We start from the raw sequence: 15,979 nt of genomic DNA on the forward strand, positions 1-15,979 counted from the left end.
CCTTCTCGGCCTTCGCAGACTTTCTTGCTCTTCCAGGCTGCGCTTCGGGGTAAGGAGGCCGTGAGTGCCGATGGTCGCCGGTCCGCCGGGCGGAGGTCCCGTCAGCGAGGGGTCGGAGGAACCGGCAGCACCGGGAGGGACACCTCCGGGTCGTCGAGGTACGCCCCGGTCCGCAGGTCGAACTCCTGCTGGTGCGGCGGGGAGGCCACCACCCGCCCCGTACGACGGCGCCCACCCCGTACCGCGTGCCATATTTCAGGAAGCGCCGGGCGCTCTGCTGTGCTGGGACGCATGAAGCAACCTTTCCTTCCCCTCACCGCCCGCTCCCGCGAGGAGTCACACCGGGCCGCCACCCCCCTGGAACTCTTCTTCGACCTGTGCTTCGTCGTCGCCGTCGCCCAGGCCGGCGCCGAACTCGTGCACGCGGTCGCCGAGAACCACGCCGGCGAGGGGATCCTCAACTACGCGATGGTCTTCTTCGCCATCTGGTGGGCGTGGATGAACTTCACCTGGTTCGCCTCGGCCTACGACAACGACGACGTCCTCTACCGCGTCGTCACGCTCGTCCAGATCGCCGGCGTCCTCGTCCTCGCCGCCGGCGTCTCGCGCGCCTTCCAGGAGCACGACTTCCTCGTCGTCTACCTCGGCTACCTCGTCATGCGGCTCGCGCTCGCGTTCCAGTGGCTGCGCGCCGCCCACCACGCCACCGACCCCGCCGAGCGGACGATGTGCCGGCGGTACGCGGGCGGGGTCGTCGCCGTCCAGATCGGCTGGCTCGCGCTCGTCCTCGCCCCGGAGCCGGCCCGCGGCTGGATCTTCCTCGTCATGGCGCTGGCGGAAATGGCCGTGCCCGTGTACGCGGAGAAGGACGCCCCCAGCACCTGGCACCCGCACCACATCGCCGAACGGTACGGCCTGTTCACCATCATCGTGCTCGGCGAGACCGTCGCCGCCGCGACCGTCGCCGTGAAGTCCGGCGTCGTCGAGAACGACGCCCTCGGCGAGCTCCTGCCGATCGCCGTCGGCGGCCTGCTGCTCGTCTTCGCCGCCTGGTGGATCTACTTCGTCGTGCCCGCCCACGACCGGCTGACCTCCAGCCGCCAGGGCTTCCTGTGGGGCTACGGCCACTACGTCATCTTCGCCTCGGCCGCCGCCGTCGGCGCGGGCCTGGAGATCGCCGTCGAACAGGCCGTGGGCGAGGCCCACATCTCGACGCTCGCCGCGTCCGCCGCCGTGACGATCCCGTCGGCCGTCTTCCTGCTCTCCGTCTGGCTGCTGCACGCCCGCTACTTCAAGATCGGCATCGCCCAGCAACTGGTGCTGCCCGTGGCCTCGCTCGCCATCCTGATGTGTACGTTCGCGGGCCGCTGGGCGGTCCTCGCCGCGGGGCTCGTCGCGGCGGCGACGGTCGCGACCGGGGTGACCCTGACCGCCCGGAACCCGGCGACCCGCACGACGACCGCCTGAGACCCCGGAATCCCCGGAATCCCCGGAGACCCCGGAGACCCCGACCGCCCCCTGCACGACAATCCGTCCCATGACCCCCGGCCTTGGTGACGCGATGACCGACAGCGGCTTCGTGGTCGTCTCCGGACTCCCCGCCGGCGGCAAGACCACCCTGGCCCGCGCCCTCGCCGCGCGGCTCGGCCTCCCCGTCCTCGACAAGGACGTGATCCTGGAGTCGCTGTACGACTCCCTCGGCGTCGGCGACCAGGCGTGGCGCCGACGGCTGAGCCGGGCCGCCGACGAGGTCCTGTACGCGCTGGCCGCGGACGCGGGCCGCGCCGTGCTCGTGAACTGGTGGCACCGGGACATCGCCCCCGACCGGCTCCGCGCTCTCGGCGCCCCGCTCGTCGAGGTGTTCTGCGCCTGCGACACCGCGCTCGTCGCCGCACGGTTCCGGGCGCGCGAGCGCCACCCGGGCCACCTCGACCGGGAGCTCACCCCCGAACAGCTCGACGAGCGGATCGCCGTCTGGGCCGCCCGTCCGGGCCCGCTGGGTCTCGGCGGGCGGCTCGTGGTCGTCGACACGAGCCGGCCCGTCGACGGCGCCGGGCTCACCGCCCTCGTCGAAGAGGTCGGCACGCTCCTCGGAACCTGAACACCTGCTCTGCCAGGGGCCAAGGCGCGTGGTAGGCAGGGGACATGACACAGCGCGAGGAGACGGACAGGCCCGGCCGCGAGGTGGACGGGATCACCGACGTGAGCGGGGTGCGCGTGGGGCACGCGCGCGTGGCCGGGCCCGGGGCACTGAGCGGCACCACGGTCGTCCTGGCCCCGGCGGGCGGGGCCGTCGCGGCCGTGGACGTGCGGGGTGGCGGGCCGGGCACGCGGGAGACGGACGCGCTCGACCCGCGGAACGTCGTCCAGCGGATCGACGCGGTGGTCCTGACCGGCGGCAGCGCGTACGGCCTGGACGCGGCCGGCGGGGTCATGGCCTGGCTGGAGGAGCGGCACCGGGGCGTGCGGGTGGGTCCCGACCCGTCCCACGTGGTGCCGGTCGTGCCCGCCGCGTGCGTCTTCGACCTGGGGCGCGGCGGCGACTTCTCGGCCAGGCCGGACGCGGCGACGGGGCGGGCCGCGGCGGAGGCTGCCGAGGCGAGCGGGGACCACGCGCGCGTGGAGACCGGGGCGGTCGGCGCGGGCACCGGGGCCGTCGTCGGCGGGCTGCGGGGCGGGGTGGGGACGGCGAGCACGGTCCTGGAGTCGGGCATCACGGTCGGCGCCCTGGTCGTGGTGAACGCGGTCGGTTCGGCCGTCGACCCGGCGACGGGCGTCCCGTACGGGAGCTGGTTCGAGGGCGGCAGGCCCCGCTTCCCCGCGGAGGCGGTGCACGAGGCGGCGCTGCGGAGGCTCGCGGAGGCCCGGGCGGTGAGCGCCCCTCCCCCGCTGAACACGACGCTCGCCGTCGTCGCCACGGACGCGGTGCTCACGCGCGCGCAGGCGCAGAAGGTCGCGGGCACGGCGCACGACGGCATCGCGCGCGCCGTGCGTCCGGTGCACCTGATGAACGACGGGGACACGGTCTTCGCGCTCGCCACCGGGCGGCGGGAGCTGCCGGAGGAGCCCGGCCCGCTCGCCCTGAACGAGATCCTGGCGGCCGGCGCGGACCTGGTGACCCGGGCGATCGTCCGGGCGCTGCGCGCGGCCCCGGGCGGGCTGCGCGGCCCGGGCGGCGACTTCCCCTCGTACGGCGAGCTGTACGGCGAGCCGCATGCCGAGCCGACTCCGTACTCCCGGTAACCACAAGGGAGTTGACGAAGAACCATGCGGGAACTTCCCGTGGACGCCCTTCGTTTTCCTGAACCCAGGACACGATGTCAGACCCAGGGACTACGTTTAGCAAGCACCAAGTGACATGCGGCGACGGCCTGGAGACCCTCTTGAACGATCCGCAGGATCCTCACGATCCGTACGAGACGACCGAGACGCACCTTGAACGGCTCCTCGGCAGGGCGCTCAACTCCTTCGACCTGCCCGACTCCACCGTCGAGCGCCTCGGCACGGCGCTCGCCCACTCCAGCGCGCTGCACTCCTCGCACCACAGCGCGTCGCTGCACCGGACCACCTACCGCCACACCTATCTGCTCGCCGACGGCAGCGCGCTCAGCCTGTGGGAGCTCACCCACAACACCGGACGGGACGGCACCGACCAGCACGAGCTGTACGCGGAGGAGTCGGAGGCCCGCCTCGCGGCCTCGCGCCTGCCCGCCGGACCGCTGCCGGGCTGGACGGCGGAGCGCGCCGACGGCAGCGCCCTCGACAGTGACGACGACGATGACATGGCGCTCCTGAGCGCCCTGCTCGCCCGCCCCATACCGGCCCAGCCCCGGATGTACGTACCGGACAACTCCGCCGACCACGCGCGCCGCGTCCTGCGGCGCGCGGAGAACGCGGACCGGCCGGGCGAGCGGACGGCCCGGCGGCTCCGCCTGGCCTTCGCCCACCACATCACGCAGGCCTTCGGGCGGCAGTGCGCGGTGGAGGGGGGCCGGGACGCCGGTTTCACCCTCTACGAGCACCAGTTCCTGCTGCTCGACGGCAGCGAGGTCAGCCTCTGGGAGATCGAGCACACGGCGACCCCCGACGGCCGGCACATGTGCGAGGTGTACGAGGACGAGCGCTCGGCCCGCGCGGCGATGGAGACCCGCGCGCGCGTCCGCTGACACCCACCCCGTCCCCGCGCTCTCCCTCAGACGAGCGCGGGGACGTTGTCGGCGTCGGAGTCGGGGACGTCGACACCGGCTTCCGCCAGCTTCCCCACGGCGAACGCCCGGTTGGCGCGGGTCTGTTCGCGGTACGCCGCGGGCAGGTCCGGCAGTGCGAGCAGCCGGTCGCAGGCGGCGAGCGAGGCGGCGTGGTCGCCCGTCCAGTACGCGGTGATCGAGTACTCGAAGAGCAGCCCCCACCGGTACACCCACGGCTGCATGAACAGCAGGTCGTCCGGCTGCCTCCCGTCCCGGACGGCGGAGACGACGGCGTGGGCGGCCTGGTACCGGCGCATCTTCCGCAGCCGCGCCGCCAGCTCGTAACAGGCCTCCAGCCGCTCCGGCCGCGACTCCCAGGCCCGCGAGAGGGCGTCCATCGCGGACGGCCAGTCACCGGACTCGGCCCTGAGGACGCCGGACTGGAGGAGGGAGTAGTAGACCTCCTCGCCCCAGCCGCCCATGGCGGCCCGCCGCTCGTAGAGGGTGACGGCCTCGTCGGCGCGGCCCATGTCCCGCAGGGTCTGGGCCAGGTAGAAGACCGTACGGGGGTTGGCCGGGTCCCGGTCGAGCTCGGCGCCCAGGAGACGGGCGTCCCGCTCGAACTTGTCGTGGCGTGACCCGCCGTCGGCGTAGTCCTGGATGACCAGGGCGTCCAGGTTCCGCTGCGCGTGGTCCCGGTCGGCGGTCAGGTACTCGTGGGTGACCCCCTCGTACCGCCACGGCAGACCGCCCCTGACCAGGCGCTTGATGCGGTACTCCAGGGATCCCTCGTGGCGGATCATGTACGCGTCCGCCGTCAGCTCCGGCAGCGGGCCGTCCTGCCGCAGGACGTGGTCGGCGTCAAGGAGCAGCAGGTAGTCGGCCCGGCCGCGGGCGTGCGCGATGTTCAGGCTGCGGTTGTGGCCGAAGTTCACCCACGGCTCCTCCCGCAGCTCGCCCGGGATGCCCGCGAGGGCGGTGCGGATCAGCTCCTGGGTCCCGTCGGTGGAACCGGTGTCCGAGATGACCCAGGTGTCCACGAGACCGCGGACGGAGGCGAGGCACCGCTCGATGACCTTGGCCTCGTTCTTGACGATCATGCACAGGCAGATGGACGGCTGCACGGCAACACCACTTCCGGTGGGGGCGGGAGAGCTGTCGGGGGGTGGGCGACCCTACGGGCGCCCGCCGAGGGCGCGGTGTCGGCACGCCGACGGGCGGTCCGAAATTCGCCTTCGTGTACGCATCCATCCGGCTAGCGGCGCTACGCCATGGCGTTGGGAGTGCCGCGAGACCGTCAAGCCTTCGCGTCCGCGATCCGATGATCCGACTGGGAAGCACGAACGGGCTTCCCGGACACCACTCGGACCGGCCGCCGCAGGGCGGTCGGTGGAAGAAGGAGCATGCATGCGTCCTGATGCCAGGACCAGGTCCCCGCTGGGTCCCCTGCCCCGACGACGCCCCTGGGTCGTCGGCGGGGCCATCGCCTCCGTCGCACTCGTCCTCACGGGCTTCGCCTCACCGGCGGCCGCCGCCTGGGACGCCCCGGGCAGGGCGACGGCGGGCCCGTCGACGGGCGACCACTGCGAGGAGCGCCCCCCGCACCACCAGGACGGGCCGCCGCCGCACCACGAGGACGGCCCCCCGCCGCACCACCAGGACGGCCCGCCGCCCTGGGAGCAGCACGGCGGACCCCGCAGCATCGGCCAGAGCGGCTCACCGGAGGTCGACAGCCTCCAGGCGTTCCTGGACCACGAGATCCAGCCCCTGCTCGAAGGCCAGGAAGCCCGCACCCTGCGTGCGGTCCCGGTCGGCGGCGACGACTGCAAGGTGGGCCCAACAGGCCCGACCGGCCCGACCGGCCCGCCCGGCCCGAAGGGGAACACGGGCGACACCGGAGCGACGGGTGCGACCGGGGCCACGGGTGCGACGGGCGCGACGGGCGCCACGGGTGCGACGGGCGCGACGGGTGCGACGGGCGCGACGGGTGCGACGGGCGCGACCGGGGCCACCGGCGCGACCGGAACCGGTGCGACCGGTGCGACCGGTGCGACCGGTGCGACGGGAGCAACGGGAGCCACCGGAGCAACCGGAGCAACCGGAGCAACCGGAGCAACCGGCGCCACTGGAGCCACGGGCGCAACCGGAGCCACCGGAGCCACCGGCCCCTGCTCCGACATCGACACCTACAGCCCGTCCAACACCGAGGACTTCCAGGCCGTCCTCACGAACGGGGTCGCCTACGCCGGCAAGGCGAGCGTCCCGGGCGGAACGATCGTCTGGCACGACCTCACCGACGCACTCCTCCCGCCCAACGAGAACGTCCCCGTCAACTACCCGTCCAACGCCTGTGGCATCGCCATCGAGGCCCAGGGGAACGACGCGTTCGTCAAGGTGGTCACCACCGACGGCACGGTCTTCCAGACCGCGGGCAACGTCATGGGCGGCGTCTTCCTCTGGAACCAGCCCTGGGTCCAGCAGACGACCCCGACACCGGGCTCCCTGCGAGCCATCCCGTTCAAGGGTGACCTGAAGACCGGCGGCCTGGTCAACCGCAGCTGACGGATACGGCGAAGGCCCTGGTACCGGGACGATTCCCGGGACCAGGGCCCTTCGCCGTGAGGGAGTCAGTGCACCAGCACCGGCTCCTTCTCGATCACGGCGTCGCCGTCGCCGTCGCCGTCACCCTCGTCGTCGCCGCCCTCCAGGTGCTGCTTCGGCTTCGCCGGCAGAGCGAACATCACCAGGAAGATCACGGCGAGTACGCCCGCCGCCCAGCCGAGCGAGTTCTGGAAGGCGTCCGTGAACGCCGCGCCCACCTCGGCCGGAGCCTGCGCGAGGTTCCAGTCGTCGATCACGCCGAAGAAGACCACGGACACCAGGCCGAGCCCGAGCGCGTTGCCCATCTGGCCCGTCGTGTTGATCAGGCCCGACGCCGAGCCCGCGTGCTCACGCGGCACCTCGGAGAGGACCGCGTCCGTCAGCGGGGCCACGATCAGGCCCATGCCCAGACCCATGACCACCAGCGGCGGGATCATCTGCCAGGACTCGATCCCGGTCCCGTACCGGCCCGCCACGAAGAAGTAGAGGAGAACGCCCGCGATCATCGTGAGCGCACCCGCCTGGAGCACCTTGCGGCCGAAGCGCGGCACCAGCTTCTGCACCGAGAGACCGGCAGCCACGGAGACCGCGATCGAGAACGGCACGCCGGTGAGACCCGCCTTCAGGGCGCCCCAGCCGAGGCCGATCTGCATGTACAGCGTCCAGACCAGGAAGAAGATGCCGAGCACGACACCGAAGGTCAGCTGCACGGCGATACCGGCGGCGAAGCTCTTCACCTTGAACAGCGACAGCTCGACGAGCGGCGAACCGTCCTTCTTCGCCTTGTACTTCTCGTACGCGATGAGCGCGGCGAACACGAACAGGCTGCCGATCATCATCAGATGGCCCCACAGCGGCCAGTCCAGCTCACGGCCGCGCGTCAGCGGGTAGATCAGCATCAGCAGCGCCGCCGCCACCAGGAGCATGCCGACGATGTCGAGGCGGAGCGCCTTCGGCGCCTTCGACTCGGTGATGAACTTCCGTCCCAGGATCAGACCGGCGACGCCGACCGGCAGATTGATCAGGAAGATCGGACGCCACTCCAGACCGGCGATGTTCCACTCCGTGAGCAGCGCGCCGAGCAGCGGACCCGAGACGGCGCCGAGGCCGATGATCGCGCCGAACATGCCGAAGACCTTGCCGCGCTCGTGCGCGGGGAAGGTGACGTGGATGATCGAGAGGACCTGCGGCACCATCATCGCCGCCGCCGCACCCTGGAGGAGGCGGGAGGCGACCAGCATCTCCGAGTTGGCGGCGAAGCCGCAGAGCGCGGAAGCGATCGTGAAGGCGGCGGTGCCGATGAGGAAGAGCCGCTTGCGGCCGTAGATGTCACCGAGCCGGCCGCCGGTGATCAGCCCGGTCGCGAAGGCGAGGGCGTAGCCGGCGGTGATCCACTGGATGGCCCCGGAGGAAGCGCCGAGGTCGTGCTCGATGCTGGGGATCGCGATGTTGACGATCGTGGCGTCGACCAGATCCATGAAGGCGGCCGTCATCACGATGGCGAGGGCGATCCACCGCCTCTTGTCGCTCGTGTCCGTGGGGGCCGCATCCGTGACGGCTTCGTGTGAACTCATACGAAGAAGATAGAAGTCATCTAGGTCAAATGATGTCCTAGATGGGGCTCATCCTGGGAGACATGACAGATACCCCGGTTCGACTCCTGAATCTGCTGTCGCTCCTCCAGACCCCGCGCGAGTGGCCTGGAAGCGAGCTCGCCGAACGGCTCTCGGTCTCCCCGCGCACCATCCGCCGGGACGTCGACCGGCTCCGCGATCTCGGCTATCCGGTCGAGGCGAGCCTCGGCGCGGTCGGCGGCTACCGCCTCGTCGCCGGTACGGCCATGCCGCCGCTCCTGCTCGACGACGAGGAGGCCGTCGCGATCGCCGTCGGCCTGCGGGCCGGTGCCGGGCACGCCATCGAGGGCATCGAGGAGGCGTCCGTACGGGCCCTGGCGAAGCTGGAGCAGGTCCTGCCCGCGCGGCTCCGCCACCGGGTCTCCACCCTCCAGAACGCGACGCTCCCGCTGACCAGGGGCGACGGCGCCACGGTCGCGCCCGCCACCCTGACGACCCTCGCGGGCACGGTCACGGGGCGGGAGAAACTGCGCTTCGGCTACCGGGCGGGCGACGGCGTCGAGTCGAAGCGGCTGGTCGAGCCGTACCGGCTGGTCTCGACCGGGCGCCGCTGGTACCTCGTCGCGTACGACCTGGACCGCGATGACTGGCGGACCTTCCGGGTGGACCGGGTGAGCGACCCGCTCGCGACGGGCGCCCGCTTCACCCCGCGTGAGCTCCCGGCCGGCGACGCGGCCCAGCTCCTGGTCCGCTCCATGTCCCGGGCCCAGCCCGAGCTGGAGCTCGACGTCAGCTTCGAGGCCCCGGCCGACTTCGTGACGGCCAGGCTCCCGTCCCACCTGGTGCCGGCGGCGACGGGCCCGACGACCTGCCGCCTCCGCACCCGTTCCGCCGACTCCGTCGAGTGGCTGGCGCTCCGCCTGGCCCTGGTGGACGCCCCCTTCACGATCCACGGCCCGCCCGCCCTCCACGGCTACGTGGACGAGCTGGCGACCCGCCTGGCGGCGGCGACACGGGGGTAGGGCCGGGGCACCGGCACGCGCAGGGGCCCGGGGACGGTGGCCCCCAGGCCCCTTGCGTCGCGGTCGCGGTCGCCGGCGCGCCACGGGCGGAGGCCCCGACAAGCGCCGCGCCACGGCGCCAGGGAGTGGGACCCCGGTCGCCGACCGCTCTAGGCCACCGCGTCGAAGCCGGTGTCGGCGGCCATCTTCTTCAGTTCCAGCAGGGCGTGCTTCTCGATCTGGCGGATCCGCTCGCGCGTCAGGCCGTGCTGCTTGCCGACCTCCGTCAGCGTCCGCTCGCGCCCGTCCTCGATCCCGTACCGCATACGGATGATCGAGGCCGTGCGGTGGTCGAGCTTGGCGATGAGGTCGTCGAGCTCCTCGCTGCGCAGCAGCGTGAGCACCGACTGCTCGGGCGAGATCGCCGAGGTGTCCTCCAGGAGGTCGCCGAACTGGGTCTCGCCCGCGTCGTCCACCGACATGTTCAGCGAGACCGGGTCGCGCGCCCAGTCCAGGACGTCGACGACCCGCTCCGGCTTGGTGTCCAGCTCCGCCGCGATCTCGACCGGCTCCGGCTCCCGGCCGTGCTCCCGGTTGAACTCGCGCTGCACGCGCCGGATGCGGCCCAGCTCCTCCACCAGGTGGACGGGGAGCCGGATCGTCCGGGACTGGTCGGCGATCGACCGGGTGATGGCCTGACGGATCCACCACGTCGCGTACGTGGAGAACTTGAAGCCCTTCGCGTAGTCGAACTTCTCGACCGCGCGCACCAGGCCCGCGTTCCCCTCCTGGATCAGGTCGAGCAGCGGCAGCCCGCTGCGGGGATAGCGCCGTGCGACGGCGACCACGAGCCGCAGGTTGGACTTGATGAAGAGGTCCTTGGCACGCTCGCCATCGGCGACCAGCGCTTCGAGCTCCTCACGAGCCGCGCCTCCCGCCTCGCTCTCTATCTCCCCGTCCAGGATCTGCTGGGCGTACACGCCCGCCTCGATCGTCTGGGAGAGCTCGACCTCCTTGGCGGCGTCGAGCAGGGGTGTGCGCGCGATCTCGTCGAGGTACATGCCGACCAGGTCGCGGTCGGCGATGTCCCCGCCCACGGCGCGAACGCTGCTGGCCCGGCTCGCCCCGCTCTTGGCGGAGGTCTGACGACGGGCGACGGCACGGGTTGCCATGCGTGCTCCCTTGCTGAGTAGGTCGCGACACCCTTTCGAGTGCCCTGCATCCGACGGAAACAACGACTGGAATCAGGACAGAATTCCCACCCGGCACATGGATTTTCGCGATCATGCAGTATCCTGCGCGGCCGCCGCCCCTTCAGGCATGCCGCGGAAACCCACGGAGGCGCAGGTCAGACCGGGCACGGAGGGTGAGGCGGCGCCGCTCGCGGGGGCTCCGACCACACTGTCGGTGAGATCGCGATCACATGCGGCGCCATCCCTTCAGACGTCGCCGGGGGCGTGGAGGTTGCTTGCGCCGTCCTCGGCCCCGAGGCCTAGGACCCCAGCCCGTTACGCCCCGGCCCGCCCCGCCCTAGCGTCGTCCCCATGAGCGACGAGAGCGGCAAGAGTCACGAGAGCAGCAGGAGCCACGACACGACCGGCATCCTCGACGAGGCCCTCGAACGCCTCCACACCACCGGCCCCGAGCGCGACGGTCGCCTCACCAACCACGCCCCGATGGCCGTCGAGGCGCTCGTCCGCAACGGCCGGTCCGAGACCGTGCACCGCTGGCTCGACCGCTACGCGCACAAGCTGGAGGAGCTCCCGCCCGCGAACCGCCCCGTCACGGCGGACGACTGGCGCGAGGCGCTCGGCGACCCGTCCCGGAGCACCGACTGGACGCGCTTCTTCGCGCGCGAGCTGGCGGACCGGCCCTGGCGCTCGGTGCTCGCCGAGTGGTGGCCCCGGCTGCTCCCGGGCATCGCGGGCGGGTCGACGCACCCGGTGATCCGCACCGGTCATGCCGTACGGACGCTGCGGACCTCCCCGGAGACGGCGCCGCGCCGCGCCGAGCTGGCACACGCCCTCGGCTACTGGGCGGCCCGCCACCAGCCGCTGCACCCGCTCGCCCGGCTGGCCGTGGCGCCGAGCGCGGCGGCGGCCCTGGACGCCGTACCGCCGATTCCGGAGCAGGTCGGCGGGATGCGGGCCCGGCTCGACCGGCTGACGGCGTTCCCCGTCTGGGGCGCCGCTCCGGACCCCGACACAGCCGAGGACCGGCTCACCGAGCTGGTGACGGCGGCCACCCATCGGTACGCGACGCACGGCCACGGCGAGCCGATCATGCTCGTGCACGCGGCGACGGCACCGAACGCGGTCCTCCGCGCGCTGCCCGCGCTCCCCCGTGACCTGTGGGTACCGAGCCTGGGCGCGGCCTGGGCGGCCGCGGCCGCGGTGACGGCGGCCTACACCCCGAGAGACCCGCTCCCGTACAAGAAGATCGATCTCACCTCCGAGGAGGTCTTCGCGCGGGCGGCGGCGCACGGCGACGACCACACGATCAAGTTCACCGACACGGCGCTCGACGTCGGCGACCCGCTCGCGCTCGCCGCCGCCGTCCGCTCGATCGAGCTGAACCCGCCGGTCTTCTAGCCCCTTACCCGAACTGGACGGACCGCTTGGCGAGCCCCATCCAGAAGCCGTCGATCACGGACCGCCCGGCGTCGAGGTCGCCGGCCGCGTCCGCCGCGCCCATGGTCACGAAGAGGGGAGCGAAGTGTTCCGTACGCGGGTGGGCGAGGCGCCCGGCCGGGGACTTGTGCGCGAAGTCGAGGAGCGCGTCGACGTCCTGGGCCTCCAGGGCGCGGTGTCCCCAGTCGTCGAACTCGGCGGACCAGCCCGGCACGCCGCCGCCGGTGTGGCGGAGGGCGGCGAGGTTGTGGGTGAAGAAGCCGCTGCCGACGATCAGGACGCCCTCGTCGCGCAGCGGGGCGAGCTTGCGCCCGATGTCCATGAGCCGGCGCGGGTCGAGCGTGGGCATGGAGATCTGGAGTACGGGGATGTCGGCGCCCGGGAACATCTCGACGAGCGGCACGTAGGCGCCGTGGTCGAGCCCCCGGTCGGGGATGTCCTGCACGGGCGTGCCGGGCCCGCGGAGCAGCTTGCGGACGGCCTCGGCGAGCTGCGGGGCGCCGGGAGCCCCGTACCGGACCCGGTAGTAGTGCTCGGGGAAGCCCCAGAAGTCGTAGACGAGGGGCACGGTCTCGGTGGCGCCGAGCGCGAGCGGGGCCTCCTCCCAGTGGGCGGAGACCATGAGGATCGCCTTGGGGCGGGGCAGGTCCGCGGACCAGGCGGCGAGCTCGCCGGGCCAGACGGGATCGTCGGCGAGCGGCGGGGCGCCGTGGGACAGGTAGAGGGCGGGCATCCGTTCCAGCGTGGCGTCCATGGCGACGACCTCCGGCATCCTCGTGGTACTTGAAACTTCAAGCTAGATGTCTGCAGAGTAAACGTATGTAGTTCAACTTTCAAGAACGAGTCGTACGATAGGACCCATGGGAGACATGACCGAACCGCGCTGGCTCGACGACGAGGAACAGCGCACCTGGCGCGCCTACCTGCACGCCACCACGCTCCTGGAGGATCACCTCGACCGCCAGTTGCAGCGTGACGCCGGGATGCCGCACATCTACTACGGGCTGCTCGTCCAGCTCTCCCAGGCACCCCGCCGGCGGCTGCGGATGACCGAGCTCGCCAAGAGCGCCAAGATCACCCGCTCCCGCCTCTCCCACGCGATCGCCCGGCTGGAGAAGAACGGCTGGGTGACGCGCGAGAACTGCCCCTCCGACAAGCGCGGCCAGTTCGCGCGGCTCACGGACGAGGGGATGGACGTCCTGCGCCGCACCGCGCCCGGCCATGTGGCGGCCGTACGCCAGGCCCTGTTCGACCGGCTCGCACCGGAGCAGGTCGAACAGCTCGGCGCGATCATGCGGGTGATGGCCGAGGGCCTCGAACCGGCGGGCCCGGACGCGGACCTGCCCTGGCTCCGCTGAGCACACGGCTCGCGGGGCCAGGGCAGGGAGCGCCTGGAGTACGGGATCAGTGGGCGATGACGGGCACCTTCACCTCGTCGTCCGCGCCCTCACCGGACCCGGCGACGACCCCCATCTCCGGCTTCCCGGTGTTGATCAGCACGAAGGCGATCGCGGCCGAGACGGCCAGGATGCCGACGGCCCACCAGATGGCCGCGGCGTAACCCTCGACCATGCCCTGGAGCTGGACCAGCTTCTGCGCGGCCGGGGTGGTCGCGCCGGCCGCGTGGTCGGCCAGGTAGGCGGTGGTCGCCGAGGCGGCGATCGTGTTCAGCAGGGCCGTACCGATGGCCCCGCCGACCTGCTGCGAGGTGTTGACCATCGCGGAGGCCACACCGGCGTCCCGCGGGTCCACGCCGAACGTCGCGAGCGACATCGCCGGCATGAACGCCGTACCCATGCCCAGACCGAGCAGCAGCTGCGCCGGCAGGATCAGACCGGCGTACGAGGTGCCGACCTCCAGCTGCGTGAGGAGCAGCATGCCGACGGCTGCGGTGAGGAAGCCCGGGGCCATGAGCAGCCGCGGCGGGACCCGGGTCATCAGCCGCGTACCGATCTGCGTCGAACCGACGATCATGCCCACGATCATGGGCAGGAACGCGAAGCCCGTCATGACGGGCGAGTACCCCTTCACGATCTGGAGGTAGTACGTCAGGAAGAGGAAGAGGCCGAACATCGCGATGACGGCGAGACCCAGCGACAGGTAGACGCCGCCTCGGTTGCGGTCGGTGAGGACCCGCAGCGGCAGGAGCGGCGACGCGACCCGCGACTCGGTGAACACGAACACCGCGAGCAGGACGGCGGAGCCGACGAAGAGGCCGATCGTGCCGGCGTCGCTCCAGCCCTCGGACTCGGCGCGCGTGAAGCCGTAGACGAGCGCGACCAGACCCAGGGTGGAGAGGATCACGCCGGGGATGTCGAGCGAGGAGCGGTTGCGGCCGCCCGCGGGCTCACGGATCACGAAGTACGCGCCGACGGCGGCGACGATCGCGAACGGGATGTTGACGAAGAACGTCCAGCGCCAGTTCAGGTACTCGGTGAGGAAACCGCCGAGGATCAGACCCACGGCGCCGCCGCCACCGGCGATCGCGCCGTAGATGCCGAAGGCCTTCGCGCGCTCCTTGGCGTCGGTGAAGGTCACGGCGAGCAGCGACAGCGCGGCGGGCGCGAGCAGCGCGCCGAAGGCGCCCTGGAGCGCGCGGGCACCGAGCATCATGGCCTCGCCGGTCGCGGCCCCGCCGAGGGCGGAGGCGGCGGCGAAGCCGATCAGTCCGACGACGAAGGTCCGCTTGCGGCCCCACAGGTCGGCGATGCGTCCGCCGAAGAGGAGCAGACCGCCGAAGGCGAGGGCGTAGGCCGTGATGACCCACTGCCGGTTACCGTCCGAGATCCCGAGGTCCTGCTGGGCGGAGGGAAGCGCGATGTTCACGATCGTCGCGTCGAGCACGACCATCAGCTGGGCGAGGGCGATGAAGACGAGCGCTTTCCAGCGGCCGGGGTCGGCCTCGGCCTGGCTCGCGGGGCTCTCGGGGATTTTGGACATGGGGTAGCCACCTCTTGGCGCGTACAGGTGAAAAAAGGACGTAAGGGAGTACGAAGGGACGTACGTACGGGAAGTGCGGGTGGGGTGCTTCCGGGGCGCTAGGGAGTCGTCACGACCGCCGGCAGGAGTCGCGCCTCAGGTCCTCCAGGGTCGCGGCCGTCCCCGGCAGCTCGGAGCGCGCGGGCGCCTCCAGGCCGTCGAGGAACAACTGCAGGTGACGGTGGACGAACTGGTCGAAGTTCACGCAGGCCGTGCCCGGCAGCGGACGGGTCAGCTGCGAGACCGCCACCATCAGGTCCCCGACACCGACGTCGGAGCGGAGCCGGCCGGCGCGCTGCGCCCGCTCGACGAGGCCCTGGACGGCCTCCTCCAGGCGGTCGCGCTCGACGGTCAGATCGGGGTGGTCCTGGTCGAAGGCCCCGTCGAGCATCGGGCACAGGGCGCCGATGCGTTCGTCGGCGGCGGCGTGGGTGAAGCGGCGGAGGGCGGCGAAGGTGTCGGCCTCCTCCTCGACGGCACGCTCGGCGAGTTCGGTGACGCGGGCCATGAGGGAGAGCACGACCTCGCGGACGAGGTCGGCGCGCTCGGGGAAGTTGCGGTAGAGCGTGGCGTTCCCGACGCCGGCGCGGCGCGCCACCTCGTCGTACGGCACCTGGGGGCCGAACTCGACGAACATCTCGCGGGCCGCCGTCACGATCCGCTCGCGGTTGCGCAGGGCGTCCGCGCGCGGGCGGGGCACGCGGCGGACGGGCGCGGAGTCCGGGGCGCCGGCCACGGGGGCGCCGGCCAGGGGGACGCCCGCCACGGGGGTACCGGCCACGGGAGTACTGGTCACGCCACGACCTCCTCGGTCATCGTCGATTCGCCGCCATCCGGGGACGGACTCCCCACTTCGCGGAACACAGGGTTAAACGGGGACACGGTCCCCGCTTATTTCCCTCCCTCATGTGACGTGGGTCACGGCCGACACGCCGCGCGGAATCCCCACACGATCGGTCCACCCGGCGCGCGCCTCCGAGCCGCTCACCACAGGCTGATCGCACGAC

Annotated in this window: 15 protein-coding genes; 8 read left to right on the plus strand and 7 right to left on the minus strand. The window is 72.2% G+C overall.

Features of this window, described 5'->3' with window-relative positions; genetic code table 11:
* Positions 1 to 101: 101 nt before the first annotated feature.
* Positions 102 to 293, minus strand: a complete 192-nt coding sequence (locus tag ACFWWU_RS24820) for a nitrite reductase (NAD(P)H) small subunit (RefSeq protein ID WP_384147994.1) — start codon at positions 291 to 293, stop codon at positions 102 to 104.
* On the opposite strand from ACFWWU_RS24820, the gene ACFWWU_RS24825 reads away from it, so the two are divergent.
* From ACFWWU_RS24825 to ACFWWU_RS24840, 4 genes are all read left to right on the plus strand, one after another.
* Positions 292 to 1,467: a low temperature requirement protein A gene (locus ACFWWU_RS24825; protein ID WP_384147995.1), complete on the plus strand. Its 1,176-nt coding sequence runs from the start codon at positions 292 to 294 to the stop codon at positions 1,465 to 1,467. The genes ACFWWU_RS24820 and ACFWWU_RS24825 overlap by 2 nt on opposite strands.
* A 70-nt stretch (positions 1,468 to 1,537) precedes the next feature.
* Positions 1,538 to 2,101 (plus strand): AAA family ATPase, encoded by a 564-nt coding sequence (locus tag ACFWWU_RS24830; protein WP_384147996.1) that lies wholly within the window; start codon positions 1,538 to 1,540, stop codon positions 2,099 to 2,101.
* Between the two features lie 44 nt (positions 2,102 to 2,145).
* Positions 2,146 to 3,243 (plus strand): P1 family peptidase, encoded by a 1,098-nt coding sequence (locus tag ACFWWU_RS24835; protein ID WP_384147997.1) that lies wholly within the window; start codon positions 2,146 to 2,148, stop codon positions 3,241 to 3,243.
* A gap of 74 nt (positions 3,244 to 3,317) precedes the next feature.
* Positions 3,318 to 4,166, plus strand: coding sequence for a DUF6227 family protein (locus ACFWWU_RS24840; RefSeq protein ID WP_384147998.1), 849 nt, complete (start codon positions 3,318 to 3,320; stop codon positions 4,164 to 4,166).
* 26 nt (positions 4,167 to 4,192) lie between these two features.
* Here ACFWWU_RS24840 and ACFWWU_RS24845 read toward each other — a convergent pair whose 3' ends face one another.
* Positions 4,193 to 5,311, minus strand: coding sequence for a glycosyltransferase (locus ACFWWU_RS24845; protein ID WP_384147999.1), 1,119 nt, complete (start codon positions 5,309 to 5,311; stop codon positions 4,193 to 4,195).
* A 283-nt stretch (positions 5,312 to 5,594) separates the two neighbouring features.
* On the opposite strand from ACFWWU_RS24845, the gene ACFWWU_RS24850 reads away from it, so the two are divergent.
* The gene (locus tag ACFWWU_RS24850) at positions 5,595 to 6,749 is read left to right on the plus strand and encodes a hypothetical protein (RefSeq protein WP_384148000.1); all 1,155 of its coding nucleotides are present in this window, start codon (positions 5,595 to 5,597) and stop codon (positions 6,747 to 6,749) included.
* Positions 6,750 to 6,814: 65 nt separating this feature from the next.
* Here the strand turns inward: ACFWWU_RS24850 and ACFWWU_RS24855 are convergent, their stop codons facing one another.
* Positions 6,815 to 8,362, minus strand: coding sequence for an MFS transporter (locus ACFWWU_RS24855; protein WP_384148001.1), 1,548 nt, complete (start codon positions 8,360 to 8,362; stop codon positions 6,815 to 6,817).
* Positions 8,363 to 8,424: 62 nt separating this feature from the next.
* Here ACFWWU_RS24855 and ACFWWU_RS24860 point away from each other — a divergent pair, with 62 nt between their 5' ends.
* Positions 8,425 to 9,384 (plus strand): helix-turn-helix transcriptional regulator, encoded by a 960-nt coding sequence (locus ACFWWU_RS24860; RefSeq protein ID WP_384148002.1) that lies wholly within the window; start codon positions 8,425 to 8,427, stop codon positions 9,382 to 9,384.
* A gap of 149 nt (positions 9,385 to 9,533) precedes the next feature.
* Here ACFWWU_RS24860 and ACFWWU_RS24865 read toward each other — a convergent pair whose 3' ends face one another.
* On the minus strand, positions 9,534 to 10,535 hold the full coding sequence (locus ACFWWU_RS24865) for an RNA polymerase sigma factor RpoD/SigA (RefSeq protein ID WP_384148003.1): 1,002 nt from the start codon (positions 10,533 to 10,535) through the stop codon (positions 9,534 to 9,536).
* 372 nt (positions 10,536 to 10,907) lie between these two features.
* Here ACFWWU_RS24865 and ACFWWU_RS24870 point away from each other — a divergent pair, with 372 nt between their 5' ends.
* Positions 10,908 to 11,954: a questin oxidase family protein gene (locus tag ACFWWU_RS24870; RefSeq protein ID WP_384148004.1), complete on the plus strand. Its 1,047-nt coding sequence runs from the start codon at positions 10,908 to 10,910 to the stop codon at positions 11,952 to 11,954.
* A gap of 4 nt (positions 11,955 to 11,958) precedes the next feature.
* Here ACFWWU_RS24870 and ACFWWU_RS24875 read toward each other — a convergent pair whose 3' ends face one another.
* Positions 11,959 to 12,747 carry a dioxygenase gene (locus ACFWWU_RS24875; protein WP_384148005.1) on the minus strand — a complete coding sequence of 263 codons (789 nt, stop codon included), beginning with the start codon at positions 12,745 to 12,747 and terminating at the stop codon, positions 11,959 to 11,961.
* A gap of 115 nt (positions 12,748 to 12,862) precedes the next feature.
* Here ACFWWU_RS24875 and ACFWWU_RS24880 point away from each other — a divergent pair, with 115 nt between their 5' ends.
* The gene (locus ACFWWU_RS24880; protein WP_384148139.1) at positions 12,863 to 13,351 is read left to right on the plus strand and encodes a MarR family winged helix-turn-helix transcriptional regulator; all 489 of its coding nucleotides are present in this window, start codon (positions 12,863 to 12,865) and stop codon (positions 13,349 to 13,351) included.
* Positions 13,352 to 13,397: 46 nt separating this feature from the next.
* Here ACFWWU_RS24880 and ACFWWU_RS24885 read toward each other — a convergent pair whose 3' ends face one another.
* Positions 13,398 to 14,933 (minus strand): MFS transporter, encoded by a 1,536-nt coding sequence (locus tag ACFWWU_RS24885; RefSeq protein ID WP_384148006.1) that lies wholly within the window; start codon positions 14,931 to 14,933, stop codon positions 13,398 to 13,400.
* 109 nt (positions 14,934 to 15,042) lie between these two features.
* On the minus strand, positions 15,043 to 15,708 hold the full coding sequence (locus tag ACFWWU_RS24890; protein WP_384148140.1) for a TetR/AcrR family transcriptional regulator: 666 nt from the start codon (positions 15,706 to 15,708) through the stop codon (positions 15,043 to 15,045).
* Positions 15,709 to 15,979 lie beyond the last annotated feature (271 nt).

The sequence above is a fragment of the Streptomyces sp. NPDC058650 genome, from assembly GCF_042717315.1.
Taxonomy (GTDB): Bacteria; Actinomycetota; Actinomycetes; order Streptomycetales; family Streptomycetaceae; genus Streptomyces.

Bases quoted from the DNA above. Each gene is read 5' to 3' on its own strand.
- ACFWWU_RS24885 (WP_384148006.1), bottom strand. From the start codon at position 14,933: ATGTCCAAAATCCCCGAGAGCCCCGCGAGCCAGGCCGAGGCCGACCCC.
- ACFWWU_RS24870 (WP_384148004.1), top strand. From the start codon at position 10,908: ATGAGCGACGAGAGCGGCAAGAGTCACGAGAGCAGCAGGAGCCACGAC.
- ACFWWU_RS24865 (WP_384148003.1), bottom strand. From the start codon at position 10,535: ATGGCAACCCGTGCCGTCGCCCGTCGTCAGACCTCCGCCAAGAGCGGG.
- ACFWWU_RS24830 (WP_384147996.1), top strand. From the start codon at position 1,538: ATGACCCCCGGCCTTGGTGACGCGATGACCGACAGCGGCTTCGTGGTC.
- ACFWWU_RS24880 (WP_384148139.1), top strand. From the start codon at position 12,863: ATGACCGAACCGCGCTGGCTCGACGACGAGGAACAGCGCACCTGGCGC.
- ACFWWU_RS24835 (WP_384147997.1), top strand. From the start codon at position 2,146: ATGACACAGCGCGAGGAGACGGACAGGCCCGGCCGCGAGGTGGACGGG.
- ACFWWU_RS24820 (WP_384147994.1), bottom strand. From the start codon at position 293: ATGCGTCCCAGCACAGCAGAGCGCCCGGCGCTTCCTGAAATATGGCAC.
- ACFWWU_RS24850 (WP_384148000.1), top strand. From the start codon at position 5,595: ATGCGTCCTGATGCCAGGACCAGGTCCCCGCTGGGTCCCCTGCCCCGA.
- ACFWWU_RS24825 (WP_384147995.1), top strand. From the start codon at position 292: ATGAAGCAACCTTTCCTTCCCCTCACCGCCCGCTCCCGCGAGGAGTCA.
- ACFWWU_RS24855 (WP_384148001.1), bottom strand. From the start codon at position 8,362: ATGAGTTCACACGAAGCCGTCACGGATGCGGCCCCCACGGACACGAGC.
- ACFWWU_RS24860 (WP_384148002.1), top strand. From the start codon at position 8,425: ATGACAGATACCCCGGTTCGACTCCTGAATCTGCTGTCGCTCCTCCAG.
- ACFWWU_RS24840 (WP_384147998.1), top strand. From the start codon at position 3,318: ATGTCAGACCCAGGGACTACGTTTAGCAAGCACCAAGTGACATGCGGC.
- ACFWWU_RS24875 (WP_384148005.1), bottom strand. From the start codon at position 12,747: ATGGACGCCACGCTGGAACGGATGCCCGCCCTCTACCTGTCCCACGGC.